Consider the following 13,790-nt stretch of genomic DNA (forward strand, 5'->3'; position numbering starts at 1 on the left):
GTACGCGAATCCTCCGCTGCAGCTGGACAGGGAGACGACCGGGCGCATCCGGAACGAGTACCACCCCCAGAACCCGAAGGTCAGGCGCGTTCTCTCCGTGTTTCAAAACGTTCAACATCTGCGAAGTAGCGCGCAGCCCGGCAGCGTGGGTGCGAGCGACGAGATAAACGGCGCGAGGATCATCTCCTCTGGGCCACCTGGAACCTATGTCCACCCCGCCGAGGAGACGTGTCAGTGTTGTGGCGCCCGCGCCCCCGTGGACACTGAGCCATCCCACTGACCCGTGCGTGCGACCCGCACTCCGCGGCGGCCTTCGAGAGGCAGCGGGTGCGGGCATCCGCTGGCGCTGACCACCTATGTCAGCTTCTCGGCTCGCCGGCTGGGGCGGGGCCTCCCGCTGGTGTTCCTCGACCGCCCGACTCTGGGGGGCTCGGGGCTCGGACGGCCCGCGCACCCAGAGGTCAGGACTCCTGGACTCGACGACTATCGCCTCCACACCCGTTGCCTCCTCGCATGTGTCTCGACTCCCCTGGTAATGACACCCGTTGAACCCGTCTGGCCTCGCCCGCCGTCACGGTGTACAGGAGCAGTCGCCCTGCCAGACACCACGACGACAAGGACCCGCCTTAGGTTCAAGGTGGCTTGCGATGGGTGCCTGAAACACACCGGAGAGGGGACACGAGTGGACAGCGAGCCAGGCCAGCAAGGAGGCGTGAGAACATCAGCAGGGACGAAGGCTGCCGTGGGTGCAGCGGGTTGCGGGTGTCTGGCGATACCCATGACGGCGACACTCGGAATAGTCGCCGTGCTCATCATCGGTGGGCTCGGGGTTCTTTTCTACCCGCTCGTCATCCTCATCCTCATTTTTCACCTCGGGGGTTCTACGGGGCAGTCCGCCGATCAAGCCAAGGAGTCAGTCAAATTGATTGAGGGTGATGGATCAGGGAGCCTGGCGGTCGACGCGGTACCGGGCAATTACGTGGATGCAATCCAATCTGCGGGCCGGCAGTGCAAGGAGATAGGCCCAGTGGTGATCGCATCACAGCTAAAGGTGGAGTCTGATTTCGACCCAAACCATACCGGAACGGACGGAACGCAGGGGATAGCAGGACTGTCTCCCAGCGTTTTTCAACAGTACGGATCCGACACCGACAACAATGGGAAAACCTCCATCTTCGACGCCAAAGACTCCATCGCCGCGGAAGGCAAGTACTTGTGCGCACTTGTCGATCAGGTAAAACCGTACGCAAACGACGGTTCATTTCAGACCTCGAACTTGTCTCTCGCACTGGCCGCGTACCGCGTCGGTGCCGACGCGATCAAACAGGCAAATGGCATGCCTAGTACGGACGAGGCCCTCTCGTACGTGACTTCAGTACGTGACTGGTTCCCCGAGTTCGACGGCCTCTTCCCGCCGCTCCCCAATCCCACATCGACAGGTCAGACCCCTACGCCCGCCCAGCCAAAGCCCACAGTTTCGGCACGTTGAGTCACCGCATCGGGTGGGGCGGTCGCTCATGACCTTGAGGCGCTGGGTTCAAACTAGGACGCCGTCCCTGCGACGGCGCGCTGTGCTGCTCGCGGAGCGGACTCGCTCACCTGCTGAACTAGGCGTTGGCTCCCAATCACCGCGATGCGCATGTCTCATCAGAAGCCCCCCGTATACCGTTTGACTGGCAAAGTCCGGGATCACGCTGCTCGCGGCCGGCCTTGGTGGCATCGAACCCGACACCCTTGGCCGGCAGACGCGCCTGTACCGCTCCTGGTCAAGGAAGCCGCCCCGAGACACCCCGGTAGAGGCGGCAGGGTAGCGTGCCAGCAACCCTTCTCTAAGATCGAGCCAGAGCACACCACGCCGAGAAGGTTCAGGCGTCCGCTCGCCCATCTGCAGCGCCCAGCCCAGGTTGCAAGACATGCGGCCACCCTCTGAACTACCTGCTGAGACACGTAGCGACCGATTAGGAAACCAAAGATGCTTCCTCTGAAAAACTCTACGCAAGTCCGCAAAGCATCCCTCAGCAAGCCTGACAAGCAACAGGACGGCAGGAGCGACTTGCGTGTCTTCATCACGGAGGAAGGCGCCCTCCTGCTGAACGATAAGCCTTCTCAGATCGGCTCTCCCGAACAGTTTCACGACATCATCCTCGATGCCGCGCAAAGTGAGGCACAGCGCAGGGGACGGCCGGTCACGGTCTCTATCGACGACCGCCAGGCCGGATACTCAGCCAGGATCACCGTAGACTCGGACGGCTCCAGCCAACTGACGACCGGACCAGACCTCGACAGCCACGATGGTCATGCTGCGGAGGAGGCCTCTGCCGAGGAGCAGCCTTCGCCCGTCGCCGTGAGCATGCCCGGCGGCGAGGAGGCCTACCAGACGGATAAGCCGTCTCCCCGTGTAGCCGCCGAGGGCGAAGCCACGCCAACCGAAGGTGGCCAGGGTTCTGGAGAGGTGCCGAATCAGGACAGTCAAGGTACCGAGGAGGTGCCGCATCAGGACATGGAAAGCGCCATCGGGGAGGACGCGAGCCAAGTCGAGCACCTCTCATTGATCTCCACTCGGAATCCGAAACGGTCTATGACGCCCAAGGTGCCCACACCTGACGCGTCCCCGACCTCGTGGGGCTTTCCCGAGGCTCGAGACACGTCGGTCGTCGTGAGTCCCGCGCCGGTCAGGGATCGACGCACGCACACGGGTCGAGACTGGCTACTGGATATCGAGGACTTGGTCGAGGCCAGGGTCGAGGAGGTAAAACAGCTCTACGGGGAAGACCACGTAAACGCCTCAGAGGTCTTTGGCCTGGCCGGATACCTCGCTCACATGCGCAGTGACCAGGAACAAGCAGCCAGCCTGCTCCTGGAGGTCGCGCGGATCAGGCAGTCCTCCGGTGACACGCGCGCTGTTGATGCACTGAAGTGGGCAACCGCTGCGTGGCTCACGCTCAAGCCCTTCCAGGCACGATCGCACCTGGACACCCTCTTGGACATCTGGGAGAGGCTGGCAGAGGAGGGCCTCACCGATGTCGACGAGGTGGTCTACGACTGCGTACAGCAAGCCAGCGAACGCCTGGCCCGCCTGCTCATTAATTCTCCCGTACGCGGAGGCAGTTGATCGGACAGCGCCGCTATCCGCAGACGGGCACAGCCTTGACAAAGACAAGTCGTTCGAGTCCGTTCCGTCTGAACGTCGGCACAGTCAGGGAGCAGCCTGGTGGAGGCAGCGACTGCGCCTCGCCCACACGACGGGCACTGACCACCTGCCCGTAAACGACGGGACTGACGGCGCGCCAGGCGTCGTGGCTGGGGAGGACCGACTCGATGTTGCTCCGTGTCCAGACCGGCGGAACTACCAGATGACGGTGTCCCACCTGGTGAGCTCGAGTATTCGTTTGTAGGGGCAGCAGGGTCAGGTGACCGAGGAAGGCGATGTTCAAAGCGGCGTTGAGGCGGCAGCGGCAGCATCGTGTTTTCGATTACGCCCTGCTGACGCCCTGTTCATTCGCGGCGTTCCATCTCTTCTGGGGCCGTGTGGTTGCTACGCCATCGCCGCGAGTTCAAGCGGGTCGCATGTCTTGTCGGCATGAGGTTCGCGGGGCTTCCGCACCGCAGAGTTCGCCGTAGACACACCTCTTAGAGGTCCTAACAGAAGCCTCTGATGATGTGGCTGTCGGTTCGGATGCTCGTTGGGTTGCGCGTGGGGAAGAGGGGGTCGCGTCCGTGGATCGTTTCGGACGAACTGTGGCCGTTGATTGAGCCGTTGGTGGCCGGACCGGGTCGAAGCCGGTGTCCGGCAGGCGGCGGGTGGCGGACGGGCAGGCTCTGTGCGGGATCCTGTTCGTGCTGCACACCGGGATGCTGTGGGAGTACCTGCCGCAGGAGTTGGGCTTCGGCTCGGGCATGACGTGCTGGCGATGGCTTGCAGCATGGAACGAGGCCACTGTCTGGAACAGACCCCGCATCGTGCCACTGGCCAAGGTCCGGGCCGCCAGGCAACTCGGCTGGTCTCGGGCGGGCAAGTAATTCCTCCCATGTCCGGGCCGCTCGTCGGGGCCCAGAGCGGTCCCGGCCTCGTCCGCGCACGTCCGGGCAGCAAGCACCACCACCACCTCCTCGTCGACGGTCAGGGCATACCACTCGCGGTGTCCTTGGCCGGCGGAAACCGCGGGCGACGTCACCCAACTCATGCCCCTGCCGGCGAAGACCCCGTCGGTGCCGGGCCCCGTGGGGCGAGCACGGCGACGGCCGGACACCCCGCCCGAAGACCGGCGACCACGACCACGACAAGTACTGCCAACAGGCCCGGGCTCGCGGCATCAAACCAGTCATCGCCCACCGCGGCTTTCCCTACGGCCCCGGCCTCCACGTTCAAAGCCGGGTCATCGAACGGACGATCGCCTGATCCACCGATTCCGACGTCTATGTACCCGCCGGGAACGACACAACATCCACGAAGCCCTCCCCAGCCACGCCACCTGCCTCACCCGACGAGTCGTTTGTAGCAGCACAGGGCGGCGGCGAGTCCAAGAACGGCACGGTAGTTGGAGGGTTGGCGTTCGTAGCGTGGGCTGAGCCGACGGTATGTCAAGCACCGGGTTTCGTGGAGAGTGGGTTAACTGGTTTTCTGGAGTGATGCAGGGGGTTCGGCCGCATTGTGGGCGGCCTCGCGTTCGGCCGGGGTGACGTGCCCGAGTTCGCCGTGCAGGCGGCGCTGGTTGAACCAGTCGACGTACTCGGCGACGGCGATCTCGACGTCGTTGATCGAGGTCCAGGGCCCCTTGTTGCGGATCAGCTCGGCCTTGAAGAGGCTGTTGAATGCCTCGGCGAGGGCGTTGTCGTAACTGTCGCCCTTGGAACCGACTGAGGCCACGGCCGCCTCGTCGGCGAGGCGTTCGGTGTAGCGGATGGCACGGTATTGAACTCCGCGGTCGGAGTGATGTGTGAGGCCGGCCAGGTCGGCGCCGGTGTGCCGGCGGCGCCAGATCGCCATCTCCAGGGCATCGAGGGCGAGATCGGTGTAGAGGCTGGTGGCGACCTGCCAGCCGACGACCATGCGGGAGAAGACGTCGATGACGAAGGCCGCGTAGACCCAGCCGGAGAACGTTCTGATGTAGGTGATGTCGGCCACCCACAGCTGGTTGGGGGCAGTTGCGGTGAACTGCCGCTCGACCAGGTCGGCTGGACGGTCGGTCTCCGGGGCGGGTCGGGTGGTGCGCGGGCTCTTGGCCCGGATCACGCCGCGAAGTCCCGCCGATCTCATGAGGCGTTCGACCGTGCATCGGGCCACCTCGGCTCCCTCACGCCGAAGGGCGGCGTGGACCTTGCGTGCGCCGTAGACGCTGTAGTTGTCGGCATGGATGCGGCGTATCTGTTCGGTGAGTTGCTCATCGCGCAGGCTACGGGCTGACGGCGGACGGGTGTGGGCGGCGTAGTAGGTGCTCGGCGCGATCGGCGCGTCCGTCTCGGCGAGGACATCGCAAATCGGCTGGACGCCGAACGTCTCCTTGTACTGGTCGATGTAGGCGACCTTCATCGCAGTGGACGGTCCAGCTCCGCGGCGAAGAAAGCCGAGGCGGACTTCAATATCGCGTTCGCCCGCCGCAGTTCCTTCACCTCCCGCTCCAGTTCCGCGATCTGAGCAGCCTCCGCACTCGTTGTGCCGGGCACGACGCCCTCGTCGATCTCGACCCGCTTCACCCAGCCGCGCAGGGCCTCGGGGTGCACGTCCAACTGATCCGCGATGCGCTTGATCGCACCGGCCCGACCAGCCGGGTCTTTGCGGGCCTCGACCGCCAGACGCGTCGCGCGTTCACGCAGTTCGTCGGGGTACTTACGGGGAGCAGCCATGATCGGCATCCTTCCGGGTCTTGACGATCTCCATCAAACCCGGGGCGATTCAGTAGCCGGACAGCCACTACATGGTGTGCTCGATCACCTACCCTTCGGCGTCCCAGCCGTTCGCTGAACTCGATGCCTTTGCATGCGATGCGGACTCCGATGTGCTTGCCCCATAACCATTTCCGCAAGTGGGGGACGTCGTATGCCTTGTCGGCGTGGAGGCGTTGGGGCTTGAAGTAGCGTCCGTGGTAGGGGTCGTGTCTCGTTTGGTGACCCATGATCATGGGCTTCAGTGCAAGGCCGTCGTGGACGTTGGCGGCGGAGAGGCCGACGGCCAGGGGCAGTCCGTTCGCGTCCGACAGGACGTGCATCTTGGAGCCCGGCTTACCTCGGTCCACGGGGCTCGGACCTGTGTGTTCGCCCCCTTTTTTGCCCGCACGTGCGCGGAGTCGCGCACGACACGGGAGACGTCGATGAGGCCGGCGTCGTCCAGCCGGTGCAGGACCGCTCCGTGCAGGCGGCCCCAGACTCCTGCTCTCGACCAGATCATGAACCGTCGATGCACCGTCGACTTCGACACCCCGAAACACGGCGGCAACGCCCGCCAGGAACACCCACCGACCAGTACATAGATGACTGCCGCGAACAGCGTCTCATCAGGCGTGTCCTGCGTTCCACCGCCCTGCGGACGCACTTTCGACGGCGGGATGAGAGGCTTCGCGGTCCCCCACAACCTGCCCGGAACAATCCAACTCCACGTCCCCTGACCTATGTTGGACAGACCTACCCAGCCTCACGACATAGGACACTGTCTTAGGATTCGCAGGTCGGCGGTGCCCGCACTAGCAGCATCGGCCGGGCCCGGGCGCGGCAGTTCACTTGGAAACCCAGGGCGAGTATGAAGTGTGTATGTTAAATGTACGAGGCTTTGGTTGACTCTTCACGTACCTTGACGGGGACACCGCGCCGTTCGGTGGTGCCACGCGAGAACATGCCGCAGATACACAGGACACCGCCGGTGGGGGTGACTTCCGAAACAATGCACTCGTCAGCACTTGCGCAATGGCTCCTGGCTGCCAGCATCTGCGCTACCAGGCGGGGGCGCCGGATGCCTTCGATCGAGTCGGCCCCGTGGTCGTCTCATCAACTCCCTGCTGACTGCGGCAGTCATGGGGTGCACACGTCACACCTGTCCATGCCGGGCTGCCCATTGGCTATAGACGTAGCGCGACCGCTGAAGGATCCGAGAAGATGAGCAACGTGTCACGAGCGCCGAGACGCGGATGGACGGCGCTGGAACGCCTTATGACTCTTTCGAGAGACAGGGCCGACGGATCGAGCGAAGATCTAGACGGCGAGGCAACAGTTGACACTCTGATTGATGAGGTTCCCAGCGGACGCGCGCCGGGGATTGCGACGGTACACACCACACACACTGCGCCGGTGACGCCAAAGCTGCACGGCGGCGGCAGCGTGGGTTGGAGCAAAAGGCGAGAGGTGGTGGTCATGGCTGCGGCGTGCGCAGCTGCCGCTACTGCCGTAGCAGCTGTAGCCTTCGCCATCCCCCTTATGAGGGGGGGGCAGGGCGACCACGTTGTCCAGACAGCTGAAGCCGCTACCCCCCAAAGCGAACCGAGTCCGATGACGTCACCGAGTAACACCGTCAGCCCTCAGCCCAGTGACTCGGGCACCCCATCTCCACACCCCCTTAGCCCGCAAACGCCTCTTAACCGGACAAAGGCCCTCCCCACCGCACCCGTCGAGCACGCAAATGCACCTCAGGCCTCGTCTCATACGCAGGCTGCCGCTCCTCCGCCGCCAACAACCCCGCAGCCCTCATCTGTCGCCATCCTCGGGTACGGATCGGGGCGATGCATAGCTCCGCCGGCCGGAAGTGCGGCAAATGGGACAGGACTAGATATTTGGGATTGTCAAGATGCTCCCCAGCAGCATTGGCAGTTCCAGGCCGACCTCACCGTTCGCGTGATGGGCAAGTGTATGGACGTCGCAGGCCACTCGGGTATTTCTGGTGCCGCCATCGTATTGGCAACTTGCGACGGCAGCCCATCTCAGAAGTTCGACCTCAACAAGTCCCTCGACTTGGTCAACGTCGTAGCCGACGAGTGTGTCGACGTTCACGGCGGGGCGACTAAGTCCGGCTCGCCCCTCGATCTTTGGCCATGCAATGGCCACTCCAATCAGAAGTGGCGGACGGAGGGTTTCGCCCATAACTGACGGTACTTAGCTTGTTCTTTATCTACCAGGACCTGCCCGGCTTGCCGATGGCCTTGAGGATCTCGGGGCGTCTGACGGTTTTGCCGACGTCGTAGCGGGGTGCCCGTTGTTTGTTCTTGGCGCCGGGTGGCCGTCCGGGACCGGCGCCTCGGGGTTTGGGAACACGGGCCGGGCAGGCGAGGTGAGCGCGGATGTTTCTGAACCCCCAGCGGACCCGGGCCGGGGTGAGCCGGTCGGAGGCGGTGGGTTTCTCCCAGGGCCGGCGGAGGTCTTCGGCGAGAGGCCGGGCGAGTCGGAGCTGGGTGTGAGCGACGATCAGGAGCCAGGTCCAGCGGTCCGCCGCCTCGGGAGTGCGGAGCTTCGGAGCGGTCCAGCCCAGGGTCTGCTTCGCGAAGCGAAAGGTGTGCTCCAGGTCGAGCGGCGGAGAAACGCCTGCCAGAAACGGTCCACGTCGTCCGGTGTGGCACCGGTCTTGGAGGACCATAACCACACCGGCGGGGCAGTCCGTTCCTTCGACAGATGCTCGACCTTTAACCGGATCAACGTGCCCTCAACCAAGGGGAGTTCACCATCGTGGTCGAGCCAGGAGGAGCAGTGGGTGAGCCGGGGGTGGACCCGGTCCCATGCCTGTGTCTCGGCCTTGCCGTAGTTGGTGGTGGCGGTGACCGTGGTGATCGCGGGCTCAGGCCAGGTGTCCGGCTTGCTGAAGTGGAATTCCGGGCCGTGCTTAGGCGGCCGGCCGCCCTTCGGGTCGTAGACACGAGGCGGCTTCGGCAGTCGCATGACACGGTCGGAACGGACCCGGCCGACCAGCTCGACGGGCAAGTCGCGCAGGGGCCTTGACCCCTGATGTTGGACACACGAGACACTGGATCCTGCGGATCTGAGAACGGACATCTCGTGGTCATGAAGAACTACCCGCCGGGGTTCAAGGCGGACGCGGTCGCGCTGTACGAGTCGCGGCCCGACGCGACGATCAGGTCGGTCGCCGCCGATCCGGGGATCAATCCAGAGACCTTGCGGAACTGGGTGAGGGTTGCCGGAGCAAGCCGTCCGCGGGGATGCCGGACGCAGGAACCGGCCCAGCCGCCGGCCCCGCTGGAAGCGGAGAACGCGGCTCTGCGGAAGAAGATCCGCGAGCTGGAGGAGGAACGCGAGATCCTCCGCAAAGCGGCGAAGTATTTCGCCGGGGAGACGCGCTGGTGAACCGCTTCCAGTGCGTCGCCGACCTCCACCGCCGCTACGGCGTGAAGCGGCTGTGCAGCATCCTCGGCGTGAGCCGCTCGAGCTTTTACTACTGGCGCCGGACAGCCGAGGCCCGAGCTGCCCGGCAGGCGGCCGACGCACAACTGGCCGCCCGGATACGGGTGGTGCACCAAGAATCGGACGGCACCTACGGAGTTCCGAGAATCACCGCCGAGCTCCGCGAGACGAGCGGTGAGGCGGTCAACCACAAGAAGGTCGCCAGGATTATGCGGGCGTCCGGGCTCGAAGGGGTCCGGTTGCGACGCCGGCACCGCACCACCGTCCCCGACCCGGCCGCGGCCAAAGCACCGGACCTGATCGGCCGCGACTTCAGCGCCGAGAAACCCAGCACGAAGTACGTGGGCGACATCACCTACCTGCCCATCGACGATTCTGCTACCTGGCGACCGTCATCGACCTCGCCTCACGCCGTCTGGCCGGCTGGGCCATCGCAGACCACATGCGCGCGGATCTCGCCACCGACGCTCTGGCCGCGGCGGTCCGCACCCGCGGCAGCCTCGCCGAATCAATCATGCACACCGACCACGGAGCCCAGTACACGAGCAGGGCCTTCGCCGAAGCCTGCAGGTCAGCAGGGGTTCAGCGAAGCATGAGCGCGGTCGGGTCCAGCGCGGACAACGCACTCGCCGAGTCCTTCAACGCGACCTTCAAACGCGAGACACTGCAGGGACGAAAGAGCTGGCCCGACGAACGCCAGTCCCGACTCGACGCCTTCAGATGGCTCCACCGCTACAACACCCGACGCCGACACTCCCGCCTCGGACAACGATCACCGATCGCCTTCGAGAACGCCCTCCACCTCACACCAACTACGCTGGCACCAGCCGCATAACCCGTATTCAGGATTCGGGGTCAAGGCCCCCCGCCATTTCGCCCCGTTCCTGAACCGCCCCACGACACCCTCGAAGTGCGCCCGCAGGTTCTCCGCATACGGCCTGTACTGACCGGCCGGCAGGAACGAGGAGGTGAACTCCCATTCGGAATCAGAAAGTTGACGCCGAGACACCCCATCGTTCTACCTCAAGACCCCGGCCTTACCGAGCCAGGGCGCCGCCGATCCCCGCGTCACCACACATTCGAGTCCGGCCCTCACCGCCCAGGCTGCGGGACCGGTATCCCGGGTCTTCATCTGATTCCCCAGCCTGAGGCGGCCGGCTGCACCATGGGGAATGCCGGGATCCGTGGTGTCCGTCCTGAGGGGGCTACTGCGCCGGCTCGGATGGAAGACTCTGCACACTTCACGACCCTCCCGGGCGCGTCATCACGGCCAACGGCGGGGTACAGAGCCGTGATCCGCCTCAGCTGTACGAGCCCAGCCTGGCTATCAGTCCGGCGATGGTAGCCCACTGCGGTGGGCGAGGGCGACAGCCTCGCCGCGCCCGGTAACTCCCAGCTTGGTCAGAATGTGGGACACGTGAACACTCACCGTTTTCGGCGAGATGAACAGCTCCTTACCGATCCTGCGGTTGCTGTCCCCGCGAGTGAGCAGCCGCAGGACATCCAACTCGCGTGGCGTCAGACCGAGTAGGTGATCCTTCTCCGACGATCCTTGTCCGTCGACTGCTGAAACGGCACTCCGGTCGACCGTGGCGGACTGGCCGGCGCTGGGGGCGAGATTTACGCGAGCCCGGGCCGCCAGCAAAGAGAGCTCATCCATCAGCAGTCGTGCACCGAGCGTGGTGGCTCCTGCGTAGGCAGCACGTAGCAGATCGGTCGCCTTGGGCCGCTGGTTACGGGTCGGGAGCAGGGAGGCGGCCCATCTGGCATGGGCCAGGGCGAGTTCGTAGGGGCGCTCCAGTTCTGCAAAGGCTGCCGCGGTGCTTGCCCAAAGCCGCGGGTCCGGCGCGCCGGATGCCCGGCGTAGTTCGGCTTGCAGCATGAGGTAGTAGGCGCGCTGGACCGGAACGAGCAGCCGTAGCTGTGCGGCGTGTTCGCCAATGCGGTGGATCACCGCCTCGTGTTCATTGTCGGGCCGGGCTGCGTCCATGGCGTCCGCCTCGACCGCCGCCATGGTGCACAGCAAGGGGAGTGCGTAGCGCTCGGTCCCTGGCGGAAAGCCGACAGCTTCAATCTTGATGAACTCCGCGCGGGCCTGCTCGAATAGGCCTTCTGCTGCGGCGACACGGATCGCGACATCGGCGAGGCCGATCAGCAATTGGGGCTGCGGGTCATAGGTGCCGAAGTACTCTCGGGCGAGGACCAGCTGGTGCTTCGCCGTTTCCAGATCGCCGCGCATCAGGGCCATCTGGGACCGTCGCGAAGATACTAGGCCGTATGCCTTGTGGGACCGGGCGAGGTTGATCGCTTCTTCGAGCACCTGCTCTGAACGATCCCAGTAGCCCAGCGAGAACAGCGACAGGGACAGATTGCAGCGCACCCAGGCCTCTTCATCGGATAGCCCGAGGGCTGCGCAAGCCTTGATGCCCTCCTTCGCGGCGGCAACCGCTTCTGCGGACTTGCCCATGCCTTCCAGCGCCGATGGGAGGATTATGCTCACCCGGCCCAGGACTCCGACCGCGCTGAGCTCTTCGGCCCGTGCCCGCACCCGGTACAGGTCTGCCAAGCTGCCCTCGAAGCCCCCTGCGTCGGCAGTGAGCCATCCGCGGATGAGTCGAGCGTGAAGCTCGGTGTACTCGGCGCCCACCTGGTGGGCGTAGGCGACCGCACGCTCCGCGCTGGCCAGACTGTCTGGGCCCGGTTCGTGTCGCGCTCCCCAACCGGCCAGGGCAACCAGCACCTCGGCGTGGAAGGCAGAGGGGGGCTGCCGGCGCACCAGCTCGTATGCGTGGTCCAGTTCCCAGCGGCCGTCGTTGAGTTCGAGTTCCTGGACCAAATACGAGCGCTGGATCCAAAACCATGCTGTGCGCAGTTCGTCTCCTTGCGCGTCAGCGTTCGACGTGCCCTGCTTCGCGATGACGAGGGCCCGTTCCCGGTTGCCTCCCAGTCGCGCAGCAATTGCTGCTTCGGCGAGCAGGTCAAGGTGGTCGAGGACAGCGGGTGCGGACCCGTCGCCGTCGCCGGACCGGAAAGTCTCCGTGCGGTCCGGTGGCCGCAGGGTGGTCAGCACAGTGGGCGGTACTACATCCCACAGCTCCATCGCGCGTTCCAGCAGCCGGGATTGCTCGGCGTACGCATAGCGGCAGCGGGCCTCGACCGCTGCTCGCAGGCTCATCACTAGTGCCTTCTCATGGTTATGGGCGGCATACCAGTACGCGGCTAGTCGAGCGGTCCGCTCACCAGGTCGCGCCAATGACGGGTCGGCTTCCAGCGCCTCGGCGAAGCGCCGGTTCAGCCGAGAGCGTTCCCCGGGCAACAGTTCATCGCTGACCGCCTCTCGTACCAGAGAGTGCCGGAAGCGATAGCCCTCCCCATCGGGTGTCGGCAGCAGGATCTGTGCGTCCACCGCGTTCCGTAGCGCCTCGATAAGATCGTCCTCGGACACCTTTGTCACGGTCCGTAGCAGCGGGTATTCGACGTCGCTGCCGCCCTCCGCCACCACTCGGGCAATCTGCTGGGCCTCTTCTGGAAGTGACTGGAGCCGGGCAAGCAGTAGACCTCGCAGCGACTCGCTCAGATACGCCTGGGACCCGGATGAGAGGGCGCGTACCAGCTCCTCGACGAAGAAGGCGTTTCCGTCGGATCGCTCGAAGATGCGGTCGACCGCTGTCGGCTTCGGCTCCGCGGACAGGATTCCAGTGATCTGCCGCGCTACCTCGCCCCGGGTGAAGCGTGGCAGGCTGATCCGGATTACGGTGCGCAGCCTGTCGAATTGGGCGAGGAACGGGCGCAGTGGGTGTCGGGGATGAAGGTCGTCCGCCCGGTAGGTCGCGATGACCAGGACACGGCTGCCGCGCAGCGTGCGGAAGATGTGCGTCAGCATGGCCCGGGTAGAGGCGTCGGCCCAGTGCAGATCTTCGAGGATGATCACCACGGTGCGTTCGACTGCGAGCCGTTCCAGTAGCTGGACGGCCAAGGCAAACAGGCGCGCGGCGCCGCCGGCTGGCTCCAGGTTCAGCGGTGCGGAGTTTCCCCACTCCGGCAGGATTCCGGCCAGCTCGTCCGGGAGATCGTCAGCGCCAGTGACGCATGACTTCGTTGACTGCCGCACCAGCGACCACAGTACGGCCGGGAACGGGGCATAGGGCAAACCTTCCGCTCCGGTTTCTATGCACTCTCCCGAAGCCACTAGCGCTCCGTTTTCACGCGCCATTACTGCGAATTCCTCCACCAGGCGGGTTTTACCCACCCCGGCCTCACCACTGATCACAATCCGTTGCGGCTCCCCGCAGTCGCTGAGGCGGAACGCTTCGGCTAGCGCGGCGAGTTCACCGCTCCTTCCGACGAACGCGGAGCTAGTGGGCACGTTCTGCATCGCAGGCACTATGGAAGGAACTACACGATCTGTAGGCATCGATTCCATCCTATAGCGGGTGTCCTGCGGACGATAGGTCCTC

General features: G+C 64.9%; 5 protein-coding genes and 5 pseudogenes. 5 read left to right on the forward strand and 5 right to left on the reverse strand.

Annotated elements, in window-relative coordinates; translation table 11 throughout:
• The first annotated feature begins 712 nt into the window (after nt 1–712).
• The 3 genes and pseudogenes from OG310_RS37205 to OG310_RS37215 all read left to right on the forward strand — a co-directional run.
• Nucleotides 713–1,489, forward strand: a complete 777-nt coding sequence (locus tag OG310_RS37205; RefSeq protein ID WP_329460656.1) for a transglycosylase SLT domain-containing protein — start codon at nt 713–715, stop codon at nt 1,487–1,489.
• A 483-nt stretch (nt 1,490–1,972) separates the two neighbouring features.
• Nucleotides 1,973–3,112 carry a hypothetical protein gene (locus OG310_RS37210; protein ID WP_329460657.1) on the forward strand — a complete coding sequence of 380 codons (1,140 nt, stop codon included), beginning with the start codon at nt 1,973–1,975 and terminating at the stop codon, nt 3,110–3,112.
• A gap of 564 nt (nt 3,113–3,676) precedes the next feature.
• Nucleotides 3,677–4,479, forward strand: a pseudogene (locus tag OG310_RS37215) (IS5 family transposase); the annotation flags it as partial.
• On the opposite strand, the pseudogene OG310_RS37220 reads toward OG310_RS37215, so the two are convergent.
• From OG310_RS37220 to OG310_RS37230, 3 genes and pseudogenes are all read right to left on the reverse strand, one after another.
• Nucleotides 4,478–4,579, reverse strand: a pseudogene (locus OG310_RS37220) (IS5/IS1182 family transposase); the annotation flags it as partial. The pseudogenes OG310_RS37215 and OG310_RS37220 overlap by 2 nt on opposite strands.
• Before the next feature lie 30 nt (nt 4,580–4,609).
• Nucleotides 4,610–5,844 (reverse strand): IS3 family transposase gene (locus tag OG310_RS37225; RefSeq protein WP_329460658.1). Its coding sequence is split into 2 segments (ribosomal slippage): nt 4,610–5,565 and nt 5,565–5,844, totalling 1,236 coding nucleotides; the frame shifts between segments, so codons are not numbered across the junction.
• 70 nt (nt 5,845–5,914) lie between these two features.
• Nucleotides 5,915–6,607 (reverse strand): annotated as a pseudogene (locus tag OG310_RS37230) (IS5 family transposase); the annotation flags it as partial.
• An 869-nt stretch (nt 6,608–7,476) separates the two neighbouring features.
• On the opposite strand from OG310_RS37230, the gene OG310_RS38750 reads away from it, so the two are divergent.
• On the forward strand, nt 7,477–8,070 hold the full coding sequence (locus OG310_RS38750; protein ID WP_443078945.1) for a ricin-type beta-trefoil lectin domain protein: 594 nt from the start codon (nt 7,477–7,479) through the stop codon (nt 8,068–8,070).
• A gap of 22 nt (nt 8,071–8,092) precedes the next feature.
• Here the strand turns inward: OG310_RS38750 and OG310_RS37235 are convergent.
• Nucleotides 8,093–8,904 (reverse strand): annotated as a pseudogene (locus OG310_RS37235) (transposase); the annotation flags it as partial.
• Nucleotides 8,905–8,970: 66 nt separating this feature from the next.
• Here OG310_RS37235 and OG310_RS37240 point away from each other — a divergent pair.
• Nucleotides 8,971–10,168: pseudogene (locus OG310_RS37240) on the forward strand (IS3 family transposase).
• Between the two features lie 492 nt (nt 10,169–10,660).
• Here the strand turns inward: OG310_RS37240 and OG310_RS37245 are convergent.
• Nucleotides 10,661–13,708, reverse strand: a complete 3,048-nt coding sequence (locus OG310_RS37245) for a helix-turn-helix transcriptional regulator (protein ID WP_329460659.1) — start codon at nt 13,706–13,708, stop codon at nt 10,661–10,663.
• Between the last annotated feature and the right edge of the window lie 82 nt (nt 13,709–13,790).

Source organism: Streptomyces sp. NBC_01497 (genome assembly GCF_036250695.1).
Taxonomy (GTDB): domain Bacteria; phylum Actinomycetota; class Actinomycetes; order Streptomycetales; family Streptomycetaceae; genus Streptomyces.